The organism is Microbulbifer thermotolerans (genome assembly GCF_900112305.1).
In the GTDB taxonomy this organism is placed as follows: Bacteria; Pseudomonadota; Gammaproteobacteria; order Pseudomonadales; family Cellvibrionaceae; genus Microbulbifer; species Microbulbifer thermotolerans.
This window is the reverse complement of record NZ_FOKT01000002.1, coordinates 338,257-361,819: the sequence shown is the minus strand read 5'-3', so window position 1 is coordinate 361,819 and position 23,563 is coordinate 338,257. Positions and strand designations below refer to the sequence as shown.

Below are 23,563 nucleotides of genomic sequence, written 5' to 3'. Positions count from 1 at the left end.
ACTATAGCATGCCTTCCGCTATTCTGGCCGGGCGTTTGAGAAACGAGTAGAAGAGGAGGCTCACATGAAAACCCTGATCAACATCGTCAGCCAATCCATTGGTGCCGGCAATCGCAACCGGGCCGAGGCGGTCAAGTGCAACTACGCGGACAACTACTACGGAGACCAAGTCTGCACACTGAGCCGCTAAGACAAGCTTGTAACCGGTCTAGCGAGATTTGGACACAGCTGGCCTTGGTCCGCGGGGGACACACCTCGTGGCCGTTCCACCTGGGGGCATATGTTAGCCACGTTGCGCAGCGCATAGGGCAGGGGGCAAAGCGTGGGTGGCGATGCCCCGCAGTCTGGTGTAAGTGCTGGAGCGCCCTAAGCGGTAGTGGCATTGAGCCAGGCTTCCGCTTCCGCCCGCTGTGCGCGGGTAAACGCTTTGATATGCAATCCAGGGATCAAGGCGCCCTCCAATTCGCTGATTTTGGCGATCCAATTTTGGTCGGTGAGCACGGCCGCCTTATTGAACTTGCGGATGAAGCGCAACATTTCCGGAAGGCGCGCGAGCTCGATTCCGATAGCTCCGAGTGAGGGTAGGTAGTATTCGATAACATCAAACAGCATAGTGCCATTTTCTATGCCATCAGACTGTTCTACCAGCGCATTCAACGCCCGCTTCATCTCCTCGGCGTCCAGTTTTCCGCTGAAAATAATATCCAGGCGATTGTCCGCGACCCTTTTGACATCAAACATATATCCTCCTTAGAACTGCATCCTAAAGTTCGGCTTGTAGCTACACCCAATGAAAGCGCTAACCCTGATTCGCCATGCGAAATCCAGCTGGAGTGATCCTCGGCTGGCAGATTTCGACCGGCCACTCAACAAACGCGGGATACGGGACCTTCAATCCATGGCACGGCGTGTGCGTGACTTCGGGCTAGCGCCGGATCAATTGGTGACCAGCGGCGCTAAACGCGCGCTTGAAACGGCTAAAGCGCTGGCCTGCGAGCTGGCATTAAGGCCGGATCAAGTGCTCGTACAACCTGAGTTCTACACCGCAGGCTTGCAGGAACTATTGTGCCTGCTGCGGCGGCAGAACGATCAATGGCTGCACCTTATGGTAGTTGGGCACAACCCTGGCCTCCAGGATTTGGGTGGCTATCTCACAGGCTGGAAGCTGCCTAAATTTCCCACAGCTGCCGTGGTGCATATGCATCTGCGTATTGACCGCTGGTGTGACCTGGATTTGGCGCATGGTACAGTCGAACTTCTCGACTATCCCAAACTGCACCGATAATTTATCCATTGGACAGGCTGTAGGAGCGCTTCTTACCGGCGCGGAGTATCATAAAGTGCAACAAAATTGGACACCCATCAATTGAAAATTTGATGGAAAGGATCTGCATATTCAGTCCGCTGTTGCCAAGGCGGTCTATTTGGCTAGGTGGGCTCAGGCTTCTGTGTGGAGTTGCACCAAACAGTTTTGTTAAGGTGCAGCAGTTCTTCTCAGAAGCCTGCGACGGAATTTTTCAAGGGAAGACAAAATTTTAGGAAGTGATCGGCGGGGAGAGACAGCGCGCGCAGTCGCGGATTCCTTGAGAACAGTGTTTGCCGAGCTGCTCGCAGACGTTGCGCATTGAGTGTGCGGCGCCAACCAAGGACTTGAAGTGGCTTTCAAAGTTTCGGTTCAGGTAGAGCCAGTGCCGCGGGTCGATCTGCAGCCGGTCGAGAATCGGCGGCAGTTGCTCGTCGATCGCGCCGCGCTTGTCTTCACGAAGGCAACGGTCACTCCAGCCCACTAGTTCGAGATAGTCCTGTATCTGAAATAGCAATTCCGTTGGTATGGATTGTCGGGGCTTGCCAGAGAAGAGCAAGCGCCGCTGTGGCTGTTTGCCATCCTGAGCGGTAGGAATACGCCGTTGAGGGAGATCAGGGGTTTTCGCGGGCTTTCCATTCGCACTATTTACCTGGATGTATAGATAAGCAGTATTTTCGGTGAGGTAGAGAATGTTGATGAACTGCTTTCTTCGGTCTCAAGTAGATGCTGGCAATGGTCGATTCGCCCGGATGGTTCAGGGGGGGCATACGAAGATATACTCAATGTTCTACTAAATAGTGATAGAGCGCTAATCGCCTGTTGAGCGCCTTTTAGATTCTCCGCTTCCTCTGGTATTTCACTGAAAGGTATGCCATTCATGACTGTTTCTCGGGTCTGCAGTTTTTCAGGACGATTACAAGCCGGGCGCATTGGAGTGGGTAGTAACAACCACAGCTTTTAGGCAGTCTCAGAAGTTAAGGTTCAGATGCACTGGTATCGCGCATCGCTTTTTTCCCAATATAGAGTCAGAGGCGTTTTTTTCGTAGATAGTAGCGCGTCTATATTCACGAAACACTCACGCTGTAATCTATATCGGTATTGATGACATCGAAAGCTTCCTGTGAAGTCTATTCATCGACTACAGTGCTTTACGAGTATCTCCAGGAGTTAACAGAAGTCGCATAAACAAACAGAACGTTTCTGAATAAACAGTTGCAGTAATATTTTGTCGCTTGAGACTTTTATTTGGCGGAATTCGTTTTCTCATCTTTCGATAGTTTTTCTTGAAAGCCAATAGTAAGGACTCATTCCGGTCGATTCCCGTTGGTACTCTAGCTGGCGTTTTATTTCTGTTGTCAGGTTTGGGAACTATTGAGACTATGATGGAGCATCTTGCACAAATCCTGTTGCTTCTGTCCTTGGCGATTGCCGTCGTAGTCATTTTTCAGCGTTTACATATTCCCACCAGCTTGGGGTATCTATTAGTAGGTATTATTCTCGGCCCGTACACACTAGGGCCGACACTTTCCGTTCCTGAGTTCGATTCAATCGCCGAGTTTGGTGTTGTCTTTCTGCTTTTTACTATTGGGCTTAATTTCTCCCTACCGCAGATACACGCATTGCGACATCAGGTTCTCGGTCTGGGAACAGGGCAGGTCGTACTTACAACACTGATTATTGCACTTGTTTTATGGCTTGGTGGATTTCCCGGTTCTGCTGCGTTTGTATTCGGTGCAGTGTTTGCTCAATCTTCGACCACGATCATTGCCAGCCTTTTGAAAGAGCAAGCTGAGGAAAATACCCGGCACGGGCGCTTGGGTCTCGCTATGTCTGTTTTTCAAGACGTCACGGCGGTTCCGTTTCTGGTGATTATTCCGGTTTTGGCTTCAACTGTAGATATCGGTTTGTTAGCTGGTGCTTTGGGATGGGCGCTCGCAAAAGCCATACTGGCACTCGTTTTAGTGATTCTGGCGGGAAGATTGCTGCTTCGTCCATTATTTCATCTTGTTGCTGAACGAGGTTCACTTGAGATATTCACTCTGGCGGTGCTCATGGTGGCATTGCTCGCAGCATGGACAACAAACCACTTGGGCCTTTCTTTGGCATTTGGGGGATTTCTGGCTGGTATGATGTTGGGGGAAACAGAGTTCCGCCATCAGGTGGAATCAAGTGTGCGCCCGTTTCGTGATGTGTTGCTCGGTATGTTTTTTGTGGGGATTGGTATGCGTTTTGACCCGGCGGCAATACCCCCAATATGGCTTTGGGTTGTGCTAGGGGCATTGCTCATATTAGTAAGCAAGATACTGATCGTTGCTGCTCTGTTACACCGGACTCGGGTTGATCCCTATGTTGGTTTGCGCACAGGCCTACTGTTGAGTGTGGGTGGTGAGTTCGGTCTTGCGCTCACAGCCATTGCGCAGGACTCCGGCGTCATCGATATGCGACTGGGGCAAATTGCCATCACTTCGGTATTGCTCGCGATGATTGCGGGCGCAATACTCATTCGCTTTAATAAAAATATCGCATCATGGTTGATAAGAAAGCCAGAAGCCAAGCAGCTTCCAAGTACTGAGCTACCGGATGTACCGGAAAAACAGGTGGTAATCGGCGGATATGGGCGGGTAGGGCACACAATCGCTGTCTTATTGCATGAAACAGGTATTCCGTTTGTGGCCTTTGACTGTGATCCGAAGCGAGTGGCTCAAGGGAGGTCTGACGGTTACGCGGTGTCTTTTGGTGATATTTCAGACCCCGAATTACTATCAGCAATCCATGTGGAGCGGGCTTCACTGGTTGTGATTACTGTCGATTGCCCAGGCACGGCTTTGCGCACTCTATCTTATTTGAGAGCCAGCTGTCCGCAGGTCCCGGTGATTGCGAGGGCGCGAGATCTGGAGTCCAGTACAAGATTACTGGAGGCCGGAGCGGCTCACGCTTATCCAGAAACAATTGAAGCCAGCCTTCGACTCGGCGCGGCAGCTTTGGAAATGTTGCAAGTTTCTTCTTCAAGTATCGATGATGTTATCCAGGGGGTGAGGGATTGGGGCTATAAGCCGGTGCAGGAAGAAGAGGGCGAAGAAAAGAAATAAGCAACTGTATTGCTATCTATCCTTTGGGGTGTATTTCTTGGAAATTGCACAAAGTCGGAGGTTAGAAAAAAAACGGGTATATCCCTGTATCCGCCAGTTTCGAAATATTCATTCCATCACTTGAGCTTCCTCATATGGCCCCGATGTGTCTTTATCATTGGGGCGTGAATTAGTCGGAGGCTCTTTAAGCTTCTTTGCCGATAATGCACAGGGAAAGTGGAAAAATTTTACAGGACTGGCACCAGGGCTCCATAACCTCACGTGTACTTCATCCTGTACTGTATTTGTATGGGGCTTATTGCTTGCTCTGCCTCATTTCGTACTGTTCTTTTGCCAGCAAGTTGTAGCGTTCGAGCAAGCTGAGCTCCGAAACCTCTTCCGATAATTGGATTAAGTCGATCTTGAGGTTTCCCTCACTGTCAAACTGGCTGGCGAAGGTGCCCATATCCGGCATTTGCACCTTCCACCCTGTCAGCCTTCCGATCACATAGTTCCCAAACTGGAAGGCTTCGTATTCATTTAACAGTGTCAGAAAGTCACTGAAGGAGAACCCCTTCAGTGACTTCTGTGCCTTAAAGGCATTGGCGTAGCCTGAGGTGATCGGGTCATCCACCTCAGGTCCGGTGGAGAAGGCTCTCTGGAATTGGTAGGAGTGGCGTGTTTCGTGGATCAGGAATGCCAGAGAGTCGAACTTGTCCCTTTCGACCAGTTTGTCTGGATTCAGATAGACGGTTCCTGTTGAAGGGGCTTCCGGATCAAAATCAAAGTATACGGTTCGGTCAGGGTAGCTATGGTTGTCGATCAGCAGTGTCGGCGGCTCTATGCCCATTACTGCGGCTTCCAGTTTGAAGAGGCGCTTAAGGTGGGGGATTTGTTCTTCAATCGTGAGGTTGGGCCATTGCAAAATGGCTTGTTCGAGCTGCTGGTCCTTGCGTATGGCGGAGACCAGTGCATCACCCTGTTGCTGTGTTTGCCTGAACGCAGGTTGGAGAAAGCTCTGTGCCTCTGGCTGCAGTGCGAAGGCGTGGGGCATCTGTCTCTGTAGCTGCGGGTTGGCGTAGAAGTTGGATGCGGCCACTGCAGCCGAGCTACAGAGGATCAGGATCAGGGGGATGATACGCATGGCTACTCCTGAGTTGCTGATAGGGTACGCGCACATAATGAATCTACAGGTTAGGAATTAAAGGCGGGTGCATTGGGTGGCTCCCGCAGTCTGGGCGCTGCGTATTTTTATCGTCTGAGAGCGAATTAATCAAAGGTTATCTAGATATCGTGAGGTAGGATGAGTTGGTTTTGAGGTGTGGCCTCAGTAGCTGTGGTTAACCATAGGTGTTTATGGGTTTCCCTAGGCTCAAGGTGCAATAAATGTAAAGGGGACGGCGGGTTTCAGCTTCCCACTAATCTCTCCGCCCGCATCGTTCGGGGCGTTGAGGTTGAGGGTCAATACCTTTCCGCTTTGACTGAGGTCGAGCTTGTCGAGGTCCACCCAGAGGACGACCGGATTGATCACGGAATCGAAGTAGTAGCGTTTAGACTCATGGTCGGTGACCGAGCGCCATAGGGTGGGGGCAATATTGGGCTTGTTCGGATCGCTCATGCCCAGGGGCGTGCTGACCCAGCGCATCTGGGAAAAAATGGAAGCAACTGCGTCTCGTTTGTCTTTAAATTTCGGGCTGGTTTTCAGGGCGTAGCTGGCCCGTACATAGCGGTCGGGAGCGGAGATGGTGCCAGGCAGGAAGTGGTCGCCACCAATAAGGTTCCAGTAACTATTGATCGCTAGCTGCTGATCGTAAACTGGTGAGTTGGTCATTACCTGGTATTGGCGACCGTGGTGGATATTTAACTTGCCGTCGATAAACTCAAGAATTGCCGAATCGCCACTGGGATCTGACAGGGATAGGTGCGCCAGGGCTGGGGCCCCATTCGGCGCTGTGGCTGGAATAACCGTAAGTGGGTCGGAATGCATGGCCTTTACGGCTTCGGCCACGGTGGCGTAGTTGTCGAGCATATACTGCAGCCAGGCGCCAACGGAGATCAGTGGTTTGCCGCGGTTCTTGGCGTTGCCGAAGTCTGATTCCGCCAGATAGAGCATATTACCGGCCAACCCCGCCTCGTTGACACCATCAGACGTTACGCTGTCATAGATACTGATAATCACTGAGCCGTATTTCGAGGTCCACGTAGTGGAGCCCTTGCCGACACCGCCGTTGCGCTGCATTCCGCTGGGGAAAACCCAGAGATCCATCTGCGCTTTCATGTCGCTCCAATCCATATTGCGGCCAGTCAAGTAATTTCCGCTACCTGTCTCATAGAGTACCCGGGTACAGGCATCTGCCTGGATTGGGATAGCGCTGCTCAGTGCAGTGATACCGGCTGCGGCCAGGCAGCTTCTCGCCCGATTTGCCGCCCAGATTTGAAGGCGAAGGGTCATTCTGTGAACTCCTTGGACTTGTGAGCGCCGGCCCTATAGTGAAGGTCGTAAAAGGGCTGACGAAATAAGAGTAGCAGTCTGGGTTGGATATACAGGAAGCCGGTTTTACAGGGCTAGAGCTGCCAAAGGGTACGGTCGGGAGCGCCACTATTCGGGGGGCTGCAGTTGTGCAGGGAGAATCGGCTTGTTTATGTATGGGATACGCGGGCTCAGTGACGGAATGGATACATGTGGTCGCAGTGGGTAAGGGGCTGGGCGGAGTCTTCCTAGCTGGACCACATTGCCTGAGGCTCTCATCGGACTCCGAAGTATCTTTACCGTCAGTAAGCGAATAAATCAGAGGTTCCCAAGTAAGTGCTCAAGCTTTGAACTCACTTTTGTGCGCTGATAATCATCTTGGTTTGTCCGCAGTTATTTATATTCCGCCAAGTCAAGACTGCACTTTTATTTTTAACTCTTTAGAATGCGCGCCCTTTTAGCCTTTCAGAGTATTCTGAATCGGTGGTCTAATTTTTTTCGTTAAAAAGTTGTTTAAGGTTCTATGATCGTATTTACCCTTGTAAACGAGAGGACAGATGAAGTTTGGGTCGGCACTACGCGGGAAGGTGTGTCGCCGGAAGCCCGGTTCAAGCAATTCCAGGAGGCGCTCGCCCTTGGTGTCGACCATCCGTTTTATGAAGAGCTAAAGACATTTGGTCCGGATGCTTTCTCGGTGAATATGTTCGCAGCGGCTGAAGACCCGGCGGAACTGAAGATGTATTTGGAGGAGGCGCTCGAGACCTATGGTGGTAAAAGTCTTGCTGGTATCAAAACCGTCCGGCCCGGTACAGGCAACGCATCCCTGACTCCCAAGCCAAAGTCCAGATCTGCAACCACAGCTGCCAGGAAGTCCGCGACACAGGGGAAATCGCGTGCTGGCACAAAGCCAGTCAAGGAGAAGCTGTCGAGCGGTCGCACTGGCAGCGCCGCTAAAGAGCGCAGGATCAAGGAGGCCATAGAGGCAGAAAAGGCAGCCATCGCAGCCGCCAAAGCCAAACAGGCGGCGGAAGAGGCTGCTGAGATGAGGGCGATTATGGCGCGCCTGGATGCCCGTGGGTCGACCCTCAGAAAGCGCTGATACAAAAATTGGCGCTCATTTTCCACGCGCGATGATTTCGGTGTTACTCTCGTCGCCAGGGCCCGCGCCGCTTGGTTTTGTCGGCGATCGGTGAATGCATGAATTGGCTCATCTCGCCATGAGTGGGGCAGAGGTATATTTCACTTTATTTCCAGATGTTTTGCCCACCGTACAAAAAAGCCCCGCTCGTCAGAGCGGGGCTTTTTAACGTGGTTCAGGTTATCGCTTAAGCAGAGACTTCCTGAATTTCAGTGGCGGCGATGCGCTTGCCTTCTTCGGCAGATTTTTGGAATTCCGCAATCTGGTCGAAGTTCATGTAGCGATAGATCTCGCCCGCCATGGAGTTGATGTTTTTCGCATACTCCATGTATTCCTCTGGAGTGGGCAGTTTGCCGAGGATAGCGCCCACAGCTGCGAGTTCTGCCGAGGTCAGATAGACGTTGGCACCATCGCCCAGGCGGTTGGGGAAGTTGCGGGTGGAGGTGGACAGCACGGTGCTGTTGGGGGCCACGCGAGCTTGGTTACCCATACACAGGGAGCATCCAGGCATTTCGGTGCGGGCACCGGATGCGCCGTAGATGTTGTAGTAGCCTTCCTCCATCAGCTGGTGTTCGTCCATCTTGGTGGGCGGTGCTATCCACATGCGGGTGGAGATGCCGCCTTTGTGCTGGTCGAGCAGTTTGCCCGCAGCGCGGAAGTGGCCGATGTTGGTCATACAGGAGCCGATAAACACTTCGTCGACCTTGTCGCCGGCCACTTCGGAGAGCAGGCGGGCGTCGTCCGGGTCGTTGGGCGCGCACACGATCGGCTCTTTGATCTCGGCCAGGTCGATTTCGATCACTTCTGTGTATTCAGCGTCGGCGTCCGCTTCCAGCAGCTCCGGGTTTTCCAACCAGGCTTCCATGGCGCGGGCGCGGCGCTCCAGGGTGCGTTTGGAGCCGTAGCCTTCGGCAATCATCCAGCGCAGCAGGGTGATGTTGGAGCGCAGGTACTCGGCAATGGTCTCCTCGGAGAGCTTGATGGTACAACCGGCACAGGAGCGTTCGGCAGAAGCATCGGACAGTTCGAATGCCTGTTCAACGGTCAGGTTCTCCAGGCCTTCAATCTCGAGGATGCGGCCGGAGAAGATGTTTTTCTTGCCTTTCTTCTCTACGGTCAGCAGGCCTTGCTTAATCGCGTAGTAGGGAATGGCGTGTACCAGGTCGCGCAAGGTAATGCCCGGTTGCATTTCGCCCTTGAAGCGTACCAGTACGGATTCCGGCATATCTAGCGGCATAACGCCAGTGGCGGCAGCGAAGGCTACCAGGCCTGAGCCGGCTGGGAAGGAGATGCCCATCGGGAAGCGGGTGTGAGAGTCGCCGCCAGTACCGACAGTATCGGGCAGCAGCATGCGGTTCAGCCAGCTGTGAATAATGCCGTCACCGGGGCGCAGGGAAACGCCGCCACGGTTCATGATGAAGTCCGGCAGAGTGTGCTGGGTGTCGATATCCACCGGCTTCGGGTAGGCGGCGGTGTGGCAGAAGGACTGCATTACCAGGTCTGCAGAGAAGCCCAGACAGGCGAGATCCTTCAGTTCATCGCGGGTCATGGGGCCAGTGGTGTCCTGGGAGCCCACGGTGGTCATCTTGGGTTCGCAGTAGGTGCCGGGGCGAATGCCTTCGACGCCGCAGGCCCGGCCAACCATTTTCTGTGCCAGGGTGTAGCCCTTGCCGGTGTCTTGGGGCTGCTCAGGCTTGCGGAAGAGGGTGGAGGGCGGCAATCCCAGAGATTCGCGGGCTTTGCCGGTCAGGCCGCGGCCGATAATCAGGTTGATGCGCCCGCCGGCTTGGACTTCGTCCAGCAGTACTTCGGACTTCAGTTTGAATTCGGACAGTACCTTGCCGTCTTCGCTGAGGATCTTGCCGTCATAGGGGCGGATCTCAATGATATCGCCCATGTTCAGCTCGTCCACCGGCGCTTCGAATACCAGTGCGCCAGCGTCTTCCATGGTGTTGTAGAAGATAGGGGCAACCTTGCCGCCGATGCAGATGCCGCCGGACTTTTTGTTCGGTACGCCGGGCATTTCGTCACCGAAGTACCAGAGTACGGAGTTGGTTGCGGATTTGCGGGAAGAACCGGTGCCGACCACGTCGCCCACAAAGGCAACCGGTAAGCCCTTGGCTTTTACTTTCTCGATTTGCTTCAGTGGACCTTTGACCCCGGGTTCTTCCGGCTCCAGCCCTTCGCGCGGCATTTTGTACATGGCCAGGGCGTGCAGGGGGATGTCCGGGCGGGACCAGGCATCGGGAGCTGGGGACAGGTCGTCGGTGTTGGTTTCGCCGGTTACTTTGAACACGGCGACTTTGATGCTTTCCGGTACTTTGGGGCGCTTGGTAAACCACTCGCCATCCGCCCAGGACTGCAATACAGCCTTGGCGTTTTCATTGCCGGCCTTGGCCTTCTCTTCCACGTCGTGGAAGGCATCGAACATCAGCAGGGTGCCTTTCAGTTGCTCCGCGGCCAGGGCGCCCAGGTCGGCGTCTTCCAGCATTTCCACGAGGGTGGCGATATTGTAGCCGCCCAGCATTTGGCCGAGCAGTTTCACGGCGTGTTCACGATCGATCAGCGGGGAAGATGCTTCGCCCTTGACGATGGCGGATAGAAAGCCGGCCTTGACGTAGGCGGCTTCATCCACACCAGGCGGCACCCGGTGGGTGATTAATTCAACCAGTTCCTCTTCCTCACCGGCGGGAGGGTTTTTCAGCAGTTCCACCAGGCCGGCTACTTGCTCGGCATCCAGCGGTTTCGGGGGTATGCCCTGTTCGGCGCGTTCGGCTACGTGTTTGCGATAGGCTTCAAGCACGGATAAGTCCCTCTTGGTGTGTGGGGTGGCACCAACAGCGGATGGAATTCCCGATCGTTTTTTTCTGTGCCGGGATTTCTTTGCATTCGTGCCGCTGGAGGCGGGTGGCGAATTCTACAGCAAAGCCCTATAGCTGTTAAGTTTATTGAAAAATCAATAACTTGCGCGAATTGTGGCTATTTGTTTGATGAATTTTGGTTGCTGCGTGTGCAGCGACCTTTTCTTCCGCATCCAAACAAAATAGTCTAGCGGCCAAATTTTTTGACCGGTTTACACCGGGCAGGCGGATTTGGTTGATTGATGTACAAAAAGGTCCGAACGCCCTGCATTGGGGTCTGTTCCACTGGTATTGGCGACGATGTGTGCCGGGGTTGTAAGCGCTTTTCCCACGAGGTGATCCACTGGAATGCATACTCGGAGGAGCAGCGGCGCATTATTGCCGAGCGTCGAGAGGGTTATTTAGCCAATGCGGTGCGTAGTCAGCTGGAAATTGTAGACCGGGATCTGCTTCTGGCGCAGTTACGCCACCAACAGATCCGCTTTGATGAGGACCAGAACCCCTACTGCTGGGTTTTCGAACTATTGCGGGCTGGTGCCAGCCAGATAGATGATCCCGCTCACTATGGTCTCAGGCGCACTCCCCAGGCGCGCGGAATCTCTCTCGTTGCTCTGCGCAAGCGCATTGATGAGGACTTCTATGCCTTATCGGTTGCCTACTACCAGCGCTATGTGGTGCCGGGGCTACAGAATGCCGGCGAAGGGTCCTCTGATTGATGCGCTTCCGGAGCTCTGCCCATCTCCTGCGGTCCTTGTCTTACGCTTTGGCTCCGGGCGCTAACTGTGAAGTGGCCGAAATGTGTTGTTAACCGTGTATTCCTGGACCTTGCGCCGGGGCACGCGCCCTCTATCACTTGGAGTCCGATTGTCGCAGGAAGACGCGTAGAGCGGGCAGCAGTGGCTCAGTGGGAAGCGCCAGATCGCGCCGTTGCCGCCGCCGGCCAGGGCCGGGCTGGTGGTCTACGCGGGTGAAGTCAGGCAGTTGTCCCCGTTCGTCGGCCGGAACAAGCACGGGCATGGCTGAGTAGCCAACCTGGCGGTAAGTTTCTCCCTGATCGTCGCGGAATATCTCAGCCACCTGCAGGTTGGGGCGGCTTTGCACCTGAACCTGGCGCAAATCATCGTGGCGGCTATTGGGCAGCTCGGCCAGCAAATGGCGCTGGTATTGAATACCCGGATCGGCGCCTTGTGGGTCCAGCTGTACCAGTTTTCTCTCACACCACTGAACCGTGACTTTACGAATTGACTTGCGCGCCTTGATCCAAGACAGCGCGATGGCGTCCGGCCGTTTCGGGCACAGCAAAATTTGGCGGTAGCACTGGCGCAAGTGCGCACGGGGATAGCCGGCAGCACTGAGCAGTTCCCGTACACTCAGGTCCCGCTCCGGCGCGGTGCGGTCTTTGAGGGCGGATTTGAAATCGCTGACCGCCTGAGCAAAGGCGGCTTTGTCTGTGTTCAGTTGACGGGCCAGGGCGATAGTGCTCTCTGGAACGGCCAGCAGACCGGGAATCTGCAGGGTGCTGCGGGCGTCCCCCGCTGTATCGCAGTAATTCAGCTGTGCGAAGAGGGCGCCGGTCAGCGCGAAGGGGCGATCAAACGTCATATCCAGTTGTGCCGCTGCATCCCGGGCGAAGGGGGGTTGAAGTAGATAGGACTGCCAGGGCCTGGGGGATTCCTGCAGTTGTTCTAGGCTGCAGCGCAGAGCGGCAGTGCTGGTGTAGAGTTTTTCCAGCAGCGGCGGGATGGCTGCCGCGAGCTTTTGATGATCAGTCATTTCCAATGCGTACAAAAATTTACGCATAATATTATCCACTTAATAAGTCGTTATCAATTTGCGCCGCTGATGCCAACCCCAAGAATCGTGCCACACAACAAGTCGCCAGTGTGCGTGTACTGGGCGAGATGGCGGGGGCCTATCATTGGCCCATGAACCGCTGTGAATTCAAAGAGGGACTGCTGCGGGTGATGGAGCGCAAAGTCCACTGGTCCTGGCCGGCATTCACTGGCGGGCAGGTTGCAAAGGAGTTATTGCATATCCACCTGGAACAGGAATACGGCACTTACGTGCGTGACTATCCCATTCTGGTCGCTCGGGCATATGTGCAATGCCCCGTGCCTGCCGCGCGCCGGGTATTGGCTGAGACCATTTACGAAAGAGAAACTGGCGGTCTGAGCGGTAGTGAATCTCATGCGGCGTTGTTTCTCGAATATCCGCGGGGCCTGGGTATGAATCTGGAGCGCTTCCGGCATATACGTCTTTTGCCCGCAGCGGCGCGCTTTCGGGCGCTCTTGGATGAAGCCTGTTGTGGGCATGGCTGGGAAGTCGCGGCGGCGGTGACAATGATCTTTCTCGAGGGTTCGGAATACGAGCGGGGTGTGCTGGAGCCGAAGGTAGAGCGGCAGCCGCAATTTGCGCCGTCGGAGCACCCTCTAGTCAAGTATTATGGGCTGCCGGTTCAGAACCTAGCGCTCAGCCGGATTCATCGGCAGGAAGTGGGACGCCATCGCAAGGCCGCTTGGCACCTGATGCTGGACTGTGCGAGTGAAGCCGCGCGCCCGCAGGTGCTGCAATGGATGGGGCAGGTGTTGCACGCCTGGTACAGCTACCGCGACGAGGTGGCTGAGCATTGTGGGTTGGTGCGGGCTGTGCAGGCGCGGCACTGAAAAAACCGCTTTGGACGGATATAATGCGCCTCTTTTTTTGTTGTTGCGTTTCAAAGCCTATGAGCGATCCGATACCCGATCTGTCCGCTATTCGCGATTTCCTGCTGTGCCCGACGCCAGACGCCTGGGTGCAGGCGGCCCTCGCAGAGCCTGAGCTGATGCTGGTGGACCACGCCAATTGTGAGAAGAAGGCGGCAGGTACGGCGTTAAATCTGATGTTCCGCTATCTAAATGACTTCGAATTGTTGAACAAGATGTCGCGCCTGGCGCGAGAGGAGCTGCGCCATTTCGAGCAGGTGTTGGCGATTATGGAAAAGCGGGGTATTGACTATCCGCATATCAGTGCATCGCGCTATGCGGCCGCGTTGCGCGCCGAAGTGCGCACCCGGGAGCCGGACCGCCTGGTGGATACGTTGATTTGTGGGGCGATTATTGAGGCGCGCTCTTGCGAGCGGTTTGCGCGTGTTGCTCCCTATCTGGACGAGGAACTACAAAAATTCTATGTGTCACTGCTCAAGTCCGAGGCGCGTCATTTCCGTGATTATCTGTCTCTGGCGCGCAAGGCGGCCGGGCGGGATATCTATTCGCGTGTGCAACAGTTGCTGGAAGTGGAGCAGGCATTGGTTGAGGGTGAGGATGGCGAATTCCGTTTTCACAGCGGCGTACCCGCAGCCCGGCCAACCGCTGAATCAGTCACATAAGCGTTGTAGCTGATAGCGGGGCACTCAGCCAACAGGGCGCGAATTCATCAGAAGAGCCCAAACTAGTCGCGGTCGAGTATTTGAAGGAGATCCACGAACTCCTGCAGGTCGCGCGCACTACTGTACTCGACGGAGTACTTGTTGTGAAAAAATATCGTTAATGCCACTTTGGCGGATTTGATGAATACGGTGTAGCCATCAAAATCCGCGCTCGCGGTCAGCCCCCGGTAGCGCCATTGGTCGCCTTCTTTTTGCCCCTCCCTGGTGATTCGGTTGAACACCCGCAGCGCCTGCTTGACGTCGATCTTGTGCTCTTGTTCCACGATTGCGCTCTTTTTTCAAGGTTAAACCACACTATAGTGTCTCAAGTTAGGGGCTTTGTTCACATTGGAGACCGTTATGGGTGAGAGACTTCCCGAGGCGTCCCTGAAGCAGTTATTCACCGAGGCGCGAACTCACAGTCACTGGCTCGACAAGCCGGTGAGCGATAAGACACTGAAACAGCTTTACGATCTGATGAAAATGGGTCCCACCAGTGCCAACTGCTGCCCCATACGCATAGTGTTCGTTAAAACAAAGGAAGGCAAGGAGCGATTGAAGCCGGCGCTGAACGAGGGAAATGTACAAAAAACCATGGCGGCGCCGGTTACTGCGATCATCGCTTATGATCTGAAATTCTACGAATATCTGCCTAGGCTGTTTCCACATGCGCCGGCGCGGAACTGGTTTGTGAATAATCCAGAGTTGGCAGTCACCACGGCTTTCCGCAATGGCTCACTGCAGGGCGGATACTTTATTCTCGCTGCCCGTTCTCTCGGGCTGGATTGCGGTCCCATGTCGGGTTTCGACAACGCTATGGTGGATCGGGAATTTTTTAGTGAGAAGGCGTTTGGGCGGGATTTCCAGCAGGAGTGCTGCTCAGAGGGTTACATTAAGTCGAACTTCCTGTGCAATCTGGGTTATGGAGATCACAGTATACTACACCCGAGAAGCCGCCGGTTTGAATTTGACGAGGTTTGTAAAATCTTGTGACGGGCGCGCGGCAGTCGATATCTACAGTTCCAGTCGTTCAGTAGCGGTGACGATGGGGTAGGGTGTCAGTTCCGCCAGGATCTCCTCCAGGTCGAGCAGTTGCCAACAGGCGCTGGCACCGATGAATTCAGAACCTTTGTGCAACAGTTTGCGGGCCATGACGGCCGCCGGAGCGGCGGCCATCCACGGGCCCTGGCCGTTCAATCCGAGCATTTGCCACTGAATGCCCGCCGGGGCGTCGCGGGTATCTTTGCCTTCGGCGCGGATCAATATGCCGCTGTGTCCGTTAGTGCGGGCTCTGTAACGGGCCAGATTGAGGCTGAGGCTCCTGCCGGGGGTGGGGAAATTCATTTGCATTAAATGCGCACAGAGGGTCGATCCGATTTGAGTGATACGTGATTCGACGCCAGTGGCGAACCGCACGCTGCGCAGCGCGGGTATCCATTGGACACAGAGTTCCAGGTCCGGCACATCGGCATCGAATAGCCAGCGTTTCCCAACCGGGTGCGCGAGACTGATCCTGCGCAGGCGGTTGCCGGTAAAGGTTTCCCGCCACAGGCCGTCCTGCAACTGTGGGAATGGCTCGCCGATAGGCGCTGCCGGAGCCAATTCGTTGTCATTTGCCGGTGCCACCGCGATGTTCACAGTGTGAATGAGCGGCAGTTCCCGCCGGATTTCCTTTAGGACTGCGGAACTGAGTGCCGGGCAGAGGCCTGCGCCCGAAATCATGGGAATGTCAGCGGCGTTGGCCTCTGCAGACAGGCGGCGAAAGTCGCAAACAAAACGACGGGCATTGGCGATATCGAGATAGGGGGTTCGGGATTCGATACAGGCGCGCGCCACCTGGTAGTCCGGCTCGCTGCAAAAGGGGCCGGCGCAGTGAATCAGCAGGTCCGGACTCAGCGCTTTGAGTTGCGCGGGCAGGTCCGTGGCGTCCCAATCCAGATGCAGACTCTCAGCTGGGCCCGGCAGCTTGGAGGCGCAGAATTCCGCCCGGAGTTTGTCTCGCCCGGCAATGGTCAACTGTAGGTTTGGATCGGCGCTGAGCAGCCTGGCTATGTGTGTGCCGAGGACGCTGTAGCCACCGAGAATCAGTACGCGCTTCCTGTTGTTATTCTTGACCATCCCGGTAATGCGGACCTTCTCTTGCGTCTTCTATTGTCCCTTCTCCACCGAAGAAGGGTAACCTTGTCGGATTGCTCGATCATCCTATGGGCCAGTGCATCAATTCAAGGTGATGTTCGCTCACCTTGACGCACCAGCCGTGCTCACCCCAATCACCCAGTACGATACGTTCGCCCGGTTCGCCTTTGACGGACAGCGGGTGGCGGGCAGGTCTGTGGGTGTGGCCGTGAATCAACAACTGTACTCCATGTTCGCGCATCACTCTCTCGACTTCGTCCTCGGTGACGTCCATGATGTCTTCTGCCTTGCGACTGTTCATGGTTTTGGAGACGGCGCGGATCTGCGCGGCGATGGCGCGGCGTTCTTCAAGGGGCTTGGCCAGCAGGTTCTTTTGCCAGTTCGGATCTCTGGCCTGCTGCCGGAACGCTTGGTATTCGATATCGCGGGTGCACAGGGTGTCACCGTGCATTAACAGTACTTTTTGGCCATTGAATGTGACACAGCTGGGGTCGGGCAGAAGGGTGGCACCGGCCCGCTGGGCAAAATCATGACCCAGCAAGAAATCCCGGTTTCCGTGCATCAGGTAGACTTCCACTCCTGTACTACTGTATTCGCGTAGCGCCTGTGCCACTTGGTTGGCCAATGGGGCGTCGTCGTCATCGCCGATCCAGACTTCGAAAAAATCTCCCAGAATGTACAGCGCTTTTGCACCGGCGGCGCGGTTGCGCAGGAAATCGAAGAAGGCGGCGGTGATTTGCGGACGGGTTTCGTCCAGATGCAGATCGGAAATCAGGTAAGTGGTCACAGCGAGTGCCTCTTGGACGCCGGCATAGCAGTCTGGTGCTTTGGTAGGTGCGGTCCCCGGCTGCGGTGCCTTTGATCTATGGGGTGAATCGCAGCCTATTGGGGCTTCCGCACAGTGAAGGCCGAGGTCAGTCCTCGGCGATGGTTACACCGGTAATCTCAATGGTTTCCAGCGGTACGTCCTGGTGGAAGCCTCTGCTGCCGGTTTCCACGCTTTTGATTTTATTGACGACATCCATGCCCTCTACCACTTTGCCAAATACACAGTATCCCCAGCCCTGCGGGTCTTTGCTGCGGAAGTTCAGGAAGTCGTTGTCCTGCACATTGATAAAGAACTGAGAGCTGGCGGAGTGAGGGTCCATAGTGCGGGCCATGGCAACGGTGCCTGTGTCGTTCTTGAGGCCGTTGTCCGCTTCGTTCTCGATGGGATCGCGGGTCTCCTTCTGTTGCATGTCCGGTGTCATGCCGCCGCCCTGGATCATAAAGTTGTCGATCACCCGGTGAAAAATGGTGCCGGTATAGAATCCATCGCGGCAATACTGCAGGAAGTTGGCCGCCGTCTTGGGCGCCTTGTCGAAATTCAATTCTATTGCGATGTCGCCGTAAGTCGTGTGCAGGGTGATCATAAAGTGTCCTGTTGGATGAATTTGCGGCGGCATAATACCTTGTCGACCGGGGCAGTAAAATGGCAATGCCATCTCTGTGTAAAAAATGAACTGCTTTGATTCGAGTCCATGACTCAAAACCGGTATTCTGTGTCTCAACTAGGCTATAATCCGCCGTTTCAATTCGCACAGCTGTAGTAGAGAATCCTATGACTTCCGAGAGCAAGCCTGCTCACTTTCTGCAGAACATCATTCGCGAAGACCTGGCTGAGGGCCGGGTGTCTCAAGTGGTCACGCGTTTCCCTCCGGAGCCGAACGGCTACCTGCACATTGGCCACGCCAAGTCCATCTGCCTCAACTTCGGTCTCGCACAGGAATTCGGCGGTAGCTGTAACCTGCGGTTCGATGACACGAATCCGGCCAAGGAAGAGGAAGAGTACGTTGAGGCGATCAAGCGCGACGTATCCTGGCTCGGTTATCAGTGGAACGGTGAGGTCAAATACACGTCGGACTATTTCGACCAGTTGTACGAGTGGGCTCTGCATTTGATTCGGGAAGGCAAGGCCTACGTCTGCCATTTGACTCCTGAAGAGGCGCGTCAGTACCGGGGCACTTTGACTGAGCCGGGTACCAACAGTCCCTACCGGGACCGCTCCGTAGAGGAGAACCTGGCGCTGTTCGAGCAGATGAAAAATGGTGAATTTGCCGAGGGCGAGTGCAGCCTGCGCGCCAAAATCGATATGGCTGCGCCCAATATCAATCTGCGCGACCCGGTCATCTACCGTATCAAAAAGATGGCCCACCACCAGACCGGGGACAAGTGGTGCATCTATCCCAGTTACGACTTTGCCCACGGCCAGTCCGATGCCATCGAGGGGATCAGCCACTCCATCTGCACCCTGGAGTTTGAGGACCACAAACCGCTCTACGATTGGTTCCTGGACAATCTGCCAGTGCCGTCGCACCCGCGCCAATACGAATTCGCGCGTCTGAATTTGAATTACACAGTGGTCTCCAAGCGTAAATTGAAACAGCTGGTGGATGAGGGGTACGTGGATGGGTGGGACGACCCGCGCATGCCCACACTGTCCGGTCAGCGCCGGCGTGGCGTGCCGCCCGCGGCGATACGCAACTTCTGCGAGATGATCGGCGTAACCCGCTCCGATTCCGTGGTGGATGTGGGTATGTTGGAATACTGTATCCGCGACGAGCTGGACAAGACGGCACCCCGTGCCATGTGTGTACTGGAGCCGCTCAAGGTGACACTGCGCAACTACCCGGAGGGCAGAGAGGAGGTGCTCAGTGCCCCTGGACACCCGGTGCGCGATGATCTGCCGGCGCGGGAGCTGCCGTTTACCCGTACCCTCTACATTGAAAAAGAGGATTTCCGCGAAGAAGCCAATAAAAAATACAAACGCCTGGTGTTGGGCAAGAAAGTGCGTCTGCGCAATGCCTATGTGATTCAGGCGGAAGAGGTCGTCAAGAACGAGGCCGGAGAAATTGTCGAGGTAATCTGTTCCGTAGATCTGGACACCCTTGGCAAGGACCCGGCGGACGGCGTCAAGCCCAAGGGCGTGATCCACTGGGTTTCCGCAGATAAGCATGTGGAGTGCGAGGTGCGCTTGTACGATCGCCTGTTCAGTGACCCGAATCCGGACGCCGGTGGAAAGAATTTCCTCGATAGTGTGAATCCGGACAGCCTCAAGGTTCTCGAAGGTTGTAAGGCGGAAATCGGTCTTGCCACCGCAGCCGCTGGTATCAGCTACCAGTTCGAGCGCAACGGGTACTTCTGTCGCGACAGTGAATACGGCAGTGCGGAAAAACCGGTGTTTAACCGCACTATTGGTCTACGGGATTCCTGGGCCAAGGAGCAAAACAAGTAAATGTTTGGCTGAAAAGCCGAACGATCGCAGCCGTGCGCCGCGGGCGTACGGCAAAAAACGTTACGTGGCGCGGCCCTTGAGGGCGCGAAAGACCGAATTTATGGCCTTACAGCTCTACAACACTTTTTCCGGAAAGAAAGAAGTTTTCAAACCGCTGGTGGAAGACCGCGTGCGCATGTACGTATGCGGCCCTACCGTCTATAACCGGGTGCACATAGGTAACGCCCGCCCGGCCGTGGTGTTCGATACTCTCTACCGTCTATTGAAGAAGCGGTTCGCCGATGTCGTCTACGCGCGCAATATCACCGATATCGACGATAAGATTATGAAGGCGGCAAGGGATAAGGGGGAGGACATTGGCACTTTGAGCCAGCGCTACGCCCAGGCTTATTTCGAAGATATGGCCGCCCTCAACAACCTGGAGCCGGATGTTGTCCCCTATGCCACTCAGCATTTGCCGGAAATGATCGCCTTGATTGAGCAACTGGTTGAAAAAGGGCACGCATATGCCGCGGAGGGGCATGTGCTCTTTGCGGTGGAAACCATGTCGGATTACGGCAAGCTCTCCAAACGCTCCCTGGACGATATGCTCGCCGGGGCCAGGGTAGAAGTTGCGCCTTACAAAAAATACGCGGGCGATTTTGTACTCTGGAAACCCTCCAGGGAAGATGAACCCGGCTGGGACAGCCCGTGGGGACGCGGCCGTCCCGGTTGGCACCTGGAATGCTCGGCGATGATCAAGAAGCATCTGGGGGACACCATCGATATTCATGGCGGTGGCCGCGATCTCACATTCCCGCACCATGAAAACGAACGGGCCCAGAGCTGCTGCGCAAATGGCGTTGACTTCGTGCGCTACTGGATGCACAACGGTTACGTCAACATAGAAGGCGAGAAGATGTCTAAATCCCTGGGCAACTTCCGTTTGGTTAACGACTTGCTGCAGCAGTACCCGGGAGAAGTCCTGCGCTTTGCACTCCTGTCCGCCCATTACCGTTCGGAATTGAACTTTAGCTCAGACCTGCTCGACCAGGCATGGCGCAGCCTGGACTCCCTCTACGGCGCGCTGCGCGAGGCCGCGGATGTAAAAGCCAGTTGCGAGGATATAGAGGGCACCGCATTTATGGCGGCACTGGAGGACGACCTGAACACCCCGGTTGCCATCGGCGAGCTGCACCAGATGGCCAGAGCGCTGAACAAGGCAAGCGATGTGGAAAAGGCACGTTGGAAGGGCATGCTGCTCGGGGCCGGCCAGCAACTGGGTATTTTGCAGCAGGACCCCGAGGGCTGGTTCAAACAGGCCCGCGGCGGCGCCGAAATTTCCGAGGAGGAGATCGAGCGGTTGATTGCCGAGCGGGCCCAGTGCAAAAAGGAAAAAAACTTTGCCCGTGCCGACGAAATCCGCGCGGAGCTGAAATCCAAGGGGGTGGTACTCGAAGATAGCCGCGAAGGTACCAAGTGGCGTCGCGAATAGTCTTCCCACTCTATGGCAGGATAGAAATCATATTTGGGGTAGCACTGTGGCTATCTTTTGCAGTACATACGGAATCCGAATGAAAAAATTACTCGTCACCGCCATTTTCACCGCCATTTTGCCAATGCTGACCGCCTGTGAGCCCGAGCGCGGTTCAGATCAATGGTGCGAGAAAATGGACGAAACGCCGAAAGGCGAATGGACTCTGAATGACGCCACTGACTACACCAAATACTGTGTGTTCAATCAGAAACCTGAAAAAGAGTAAGCGGAATCGACAACTTGTTCTTTGCCGACTCCTATCAGCACTTCTTCCGCCCGCTGACCGGTAAATACCGCGAGCAGGTGGTAGAGTGCCTGCGCCTCCTATACGAGCGGCTCTACACCGCCAAGGCGGATTACGGCGAGTCCCTCGCGCGCGAACAAATTCTCGAAATTTTTTCTGAGGCACTCACTCGCGCTCCGCAGTTGGACAGCGATGACACCACTCAGGAACCCGAGGGTCGTTTTCGCAATCTGCGCGAGCAGGCTGGCTGGATCCTGAACACGCTGGTGGAATACGGCTGGCTGGAAAAGCAAGTGGACAGTGCCACTTTGCTTGTTTCTTACCCCTTTAGCCGCCGCGGCCGCCTGTTCACCCAGCCGCTGGTGGAGGTGGACAGCACCCGTGTCCGCACCCGCCACCGCAATACCCGAAATACCTTAAATGCGCTGGAGGCCTTTGCGGGCAGGGGAGAGATCTACGACCTGATCGACGCCTGGGAATATTCAGAGCGCATCGTGGCCGATTTCACCGATATGATTGCCGAGCTGGAAGAGCGCAAGCGTGAACTGGTGCGTGAGGTGGAGGCGCAACTGTTGGTGCAGCAGGCCACAGAAGAATTTTTCACCTTTATGGAAAGCCGGTTTCAGCCGGATCTGGCTATCCGCTTGTCCGCCGACAGCGTGGAAAAACATCGAGACGCTATCCACCGAGTGATTGCGCGTATCCGCCGTAAGGATAAGACCCTAAAGGCGGAGTGGGAGAAGCGTCTGCGGCAGTTGCTGCCGGAGCTGGTAGAAGAAGGGCGCTCACTGCTTTGGCTGATGCTCGACACCATTGAGGACCGCATGCGCCGGGCCTGTGAGGTGAAACTGCCGGCGTTGCGCCGGGCATTGCAGGGGTTTACTAAGCGCGCCGATATTATTATTCGTCAGCTGAGTTATCTGCACAGCCGCTCCGAAGGCGGTTTTGCCGAGTTGTGCCAGCGTCTGGGTGACAGCGAAGAGCGGTCCGCGTTGTTGACACAGCTTGGCCGCGATCTGGCGGGTTTCCAATTGCGCCTGTTTGATCCCCGGCAGGTGCGGCTGTGGCGGCGCAGCCGCCGACCGGTGGAAACCCGTGTGGACGAGGAAGTGCCGCTCGCTGAGGAAAGCCGGCGGGAAATTCTCTTACAGCAGCTGCTCGATCAGGCGTTCAATTTCAACGGCAGTCACTTGCGTGAATATCTGCACAAAGCCCTGGGCGCAGGGCGCCGTATCAACAGTCGCGATCTGCCGCTGGCAGATGCCCGCGACTTACTGGCGATGAGCCACGCCCTTGAGGCGGCCGCGGTGAGCCAAAACGGAGAAGCGGCGCTCAGGGTGGAATTTACTGGCGAGAGCGCGAGTAACGACTACTTTGACCGATTCGATGAATATATCTTGGAATTGAAAGAAAGTGATTGAACAGGCCTTGGAAGAAGCGCTGGCCGAATGCCGCTTGACCCGTGGGGAATTTTCCGAACTGCTCGTGCGCCTGCTGGATTACGGTGTTATCTGCCGCGATGAAAGCCAGGTGGAGACGGTTTTGTACGACCGTTTCCAACGCTGCGAACAGCTGATCCGGGAATGGCTGGCCCCGCTGGGACTGCGCCTGCAACACGACAGCCGCTTCCAGTTTATTCGTATTTATCCCCCCGGTGCCGAGGTGCCAGGGATGCCGGATCAGGAAGAGCCCCATCACGGCGGTTTCCGCGCGCGCCTTACGCAGCAGGAGGTGGCGGCCATATTGGTACTGCGCGTCGAATATGACAAGGCGCTCAGGGAAGGCCAGGTGGATGACAACGGTTGTGTTGCGCTCTCACTTGAGGCCCTGGAACTGGGATTGCGCAACCTGCTCAAGATGTCGTTGCCAGACAAGATGGCGGAGCGCAAAGGCCTGTTAAAAAAATTGCGGCAATTGCGCCTGATCCAGTTCACCGGTGAGGAAGCGGAATCGATGGCGGAAATCTGGCTGCGAGTACGCCCGACCATATCCCACTTCGTCAGTGAATCAACATTACAGCAGTTGCTCGGTGGGCAGACGCCGGAACTGGAAGCGGAAGAGACGGAACCGGAACGCATTACTCCGGAAAATGAAGATCACAGCCTTTTTGCTTCCGGCGAGTCGCTATAACAATCGGAAGATTTCCG

The 23,563-nt window shown here is 55.4% G+C and carries 23 protein-coding genes; 13 read left to right on the top strand and 10 right to left on the bottom strand.

From position 1 onward, the window contains the following. Positions 1 to 64: 64 nt before the first annotated feature. Positions 65 to 190 carry a hypothetical protein gene (locus tag BM155_RS17665; protein ID WP_265964811.1) on the top strand — a complete coding sequence of 42 codons (126 nt, stop codon included), beginning with the start codon at positions 65 to 67 and terminating at the stop codon, positions 188 to 190. A gap of 176 nt (positions 191 to 366) precedes the next feature. Here BM155_RS17665 and BM155_RS04055 read toward each other — a convergent pair whose 3' ends face one another. After that, a complete protein-coding gene (locus BM155_RS04055; protein WP_067153580.1) occupies positions 367 to 741 on the bottom strand; it encodes a SpoIIAA family protein in 375 nt (124 codons plus the stop codon). A gap of 49 nt (positions 742 to 790) precedes the next feature. On the opposite strand from BM155_RS04055, the gene BM155_RS04050 reads away from it, so the two are divergent. Further along, the gene (locus tag BM155_RS04050; protein WP_067153578.1) at positions 791 to 1,285 is read left to right on the top strand and encodes a SixA phosphatase family protein; all 495 of its coding nucleotides are present in this window, start codon (positions 791 to 793) and stop codon (positions 1,283 to 1,285) included. Between the two features lie 250 nt (positions 1,286 to 1,535). Here the strand turns inward: BM155_RS04050 and BM155_RS04045 are convergent, their stop codons facing one another. Then, positions 1,536 to 1,820, bottom strand: coding sequence for a hypothetical protein (locus tag BM155_RS04045; protein WP_074901191.1), 285 nt, complete (start codon positions 1,818 to 1,820; stop codon positions 1,536 to 1,538). A gap of 865 nt (positions 1,821 to 2,685) precedes the next feature. Between BM155_RS04045 and BM155_RS04040 the strand changes: the two genes are divergently transcribed. Next, complete coding sequence (locus BM155_RS04040; protein ID WP_067157749.1) at positions 2,686 to 4,395, top strand: cation:proton antiporter; 1,710 nt, start codon at positions 2,686 to 2,688, stop codon at positions 4,393 to 4,395. Between the two features lie 295 nt (positions 4,396 to 4,690). On the opposite strand, the gene BM155_RS04035 is transcribed toward BM155_RS04040, so the two are convergent. Together BM155_RS04035 and BM155_RS04030 are read right to left on the bottom strand one after the other, a co-directional pair. Next, complete coding sequence (locus BM155_RS04035) at positions 4,691 to 5,518, bottom strand: hypothetical protein (RefSeq protein WP_074901189.1); 828 nt, start codon at positions 5,516 to 5,518, stop codon at positions 4,691 to 4,693. 228 nt (positions 5,519 to 5,746) lie between these two features. Then, a complete protein-coding gene (locus tag BM155_RS04030) occupies positions 5,747 to 6,826 on the bottom strand; it encodes a linear amide C-N hydrolase (RefSeq protein ID WP_082817461.1) in 1,080 nt (359 codons plus the stop codon). A gap of 541 nt (positions 6,827 to 7,367) precedes the next feature. Between BM155_RS04030 and BM155_RS04025 the strand changes: the two genes are divergently transcribed. After that, positions 7,368 to 7,943, top strand: a complete 576-nt coding sequence (locus BM155_RS04025; RefSeq protein WP_074901187.1) for a GIY-YIG nuclease family protein — start codon at positions 7,368 to 7,370, stop codon at positions 7,941 to 7,943. A 226-nt stretch (positions 7,944 to 8,169) separates the two neighbouring features. On the opposite strand, the gene acnB is transcribed toward BM155_RS04025, so the two are convergent. Beyond that, the gene (gene acnB / locus BM155_RS04020) at positions 8,170 to 10,785 is read right to left on the bottom strand and encodes a bifunctional aconitate hydratase 2/2-methylisocitrate dehydratase (RefSeq protein ID WP_175487751.1); all 2,616 of its coding nucleotides are present in this window, start codon (positions 10,783 to 10,785) and stop codon (positions 8,170 to 8,172) included. Between the two features lie 300 nt (positions 10,786 to 11,085). Between acnB and BM155_RS04015 the strand changes: the two genes are divergently transcribed. Beyond that, positions 11,086 to 11,559, top strand: coding sequence for a DUF1289 domain-containing protein (locus tag BM155_RS04015; protein WP_074901184.1), 474 nt, complete (start codon positions 11,086 to 11,088; stop codon positions 11,557 to 11,559). Positions 11,560 to 11,692: 133 nt separating this feature from the next. Here BM155_RS04015 and BM155_RS04010 read toward each other — a convergent pair whose 3' ends face one another. After that, positions 11,693 to 12,643: a hypothetical protein gene (locus BM155_RS04010; RefSeq protein WP_254773105.1), complete on the bottom strand. Its 951-nt coding sequence runs from the start codon at positions 12,641 to 12,643 to the stop codon at positions 11,693 to 11,695. A gap of 83 nt (positions 12,644 to 12,726) precedes the next feature. Between BM155_RS04010 and BM155_RS04005 the strand changes: the two genes are divergently transcribed. Both BM155_RS04005 and BM155_RS04000 read left to right on the top strand, forming a co-directional pair. After that, a complete protein-coding gene (locus tag BM155_RS04005; protein WP_083421075.1) occupies positions 12,727 to 13,506 on the top strand; it encodes an iron-containing redox enzyme family protein in 780 nt (259 codons plus the stop codon). Between the two features lie 59 nt (positions 13,507 to 13,565). Further along, a complete protein-coding gene (locus BM155_RS04000) occupies positions 13,566 to 14,207 on the top strand; it encodes a MiaE family protein (protein ID WP_067153564.1) in 642 nt (213 codons plus the stop codon). 62 nt (positions 14,208 to 14,269) lie between these two features. On the opposite strand, the gene BM155_RS03995 is transcribed toward BM155_RS04000, so the two are convergent. After that, positions 14,270 to 14,530, bottom strand: a complete 261-nt coding sequence (locus BM155_RS03995; protein WP_074901182.1) for a DUF3081 family protein — start codon at positions 14,528 to 14,530, stop codon at positions 14,270 to 14,272. 76 nt (positions 14,531 to 14,606) lie between these two features. Between BM155_RS03995 and BM155_RS03990 the strand changes: the two genes are divergently transcribed. Continuing rightward, positions 14,607 to 15,239: a malonic semialdehyde reductase gene (locus BM155_RS03990; RefSeq protein ID WP_067153560.1), complete on the top strand. Its 633-nt coding sequence runs from the start codon at positions 14,607 to 14,609 to the stop codon at positions 15,237 to 15,239. 21 nt (positions 15,240 to 15,260) lie between these two features. Here the strand turns inward: BM155_RS03990 and BM155_RS03985 are convergent, their stop codons facing one another. The 3 genes from BM155_RS03985 to BM155_RS03975 form a co-directional block, all read right to left on the bottom strand. Continuing rightward, complete coding sequence (locus BM155_RS03985; RefSeq protein WP_067153558.1) at positions 15,261 to 16,364, bottom strand: saccharopine dehydrogenase family protein; 1,104 nt, start codon at positions 16,362 to 16,364, stop codon at positions 15,261 to 15,263. Positions 16,365 to 16,443: 79 nt separating this feature from the next. After that, entirely contained in the window at positions 16,444 to 17,169 is a 726-nt protein-coding gene (locus tag BM155_RS03980; protein WP_067153557.1) for a UDP-2,3-diacylglucosamine diphosphatase, read from the bottom strand. 127 nt (positions 17,170 to 17,296) lie between these two features. After that, positions 17,297 to 17,794, bottom strand: coding sequence for a peptidylprolyl isomerase (locus BM155_RS03975; protein ID WP_067153555.1), 498 nt, complete (start codon positions 17,792 to 17,794; stop codon positions 17,297 to 17,299). A 188-nt stretch (positions 17,795 to 17,982) separates the two neighbouring features. Here BM155_RS03975 and BM155_RS03970 point away from each other — a divergent pair, with 188 nt between their 5' ends. The 5 genes from BM155_RS03970 (at position 17,983) to BM155_RS03950 (ending at position 23,546) form a co-directional block, all read left to right on the top strand. Next, the gene (locus tag BM155_RS03970; RefSeq protein WP_067153553.1) at positions 17,983 to 19,656 is read left to right on the top strand and encodes a glutamine--tRNA ligase/YqeY domain fusion protein; all 1,674 of its coding nucleotides are present in this window, start codon (positions 17,983 to 17,985) and stop codon (positions 19,654 to 19,656) included. A 100-nt stretch (positions 19,657 to 19,756) separates the two neighbouring features. Next, positions 19,757 to 21,130, top strand: coding sequence for a cysteine--tRNA ligase (gene cysS, locus BM155_RS03965; RefSeq protein WP_067157742.1), 1,374 nt, complete (start codon positions 19,757 to 19,759; stop codon positions 21,128 to 21,130). 79 nt (positions 21,131 to 21,209) lie between these two features. Continuing rightward, positions 21,210 to 21,398, top strand: a complete 189-nt coding sequence (locus BM155_RS03960; RefSeq protein WP_067153551.1) for a DUF3012 domain-containing protein — start codon at positions 21,210 to 21,212, stop codon at positions 21,396 to 21,398. Positions 21,399 to 21,412: 14 nt separating this feature from the next. Further along, complete coding sequence (locus BM155_RS03955) at positions 21,413 to 22,837, top strand: Wadjet anti-phage system protein JetA family protein (protein ID WP_067153549.1); 1,425 nt, start codon at positions 21,413 to 21,415, stop codon at positions 22,835 to 22,837. Next, on the top strand, positions 22,830 to 23,546 hold the full coding sequence (locus BM155_RS03950) for a DUF4194 domain-containing protein (RefSeq protein ID WP_067153547.1): 717 nt from the start codon (positions 22,830 to 22,832) through the stop codon (positions 23,544 to 23,546). Before BM155_RS03955 ends, BM155_RS03950 begins: the two co-directional genes overlap by 8 nt. The last annotated feature ends 17 nt before the right edge of the window (positions 23,547 to 23,563 follow it).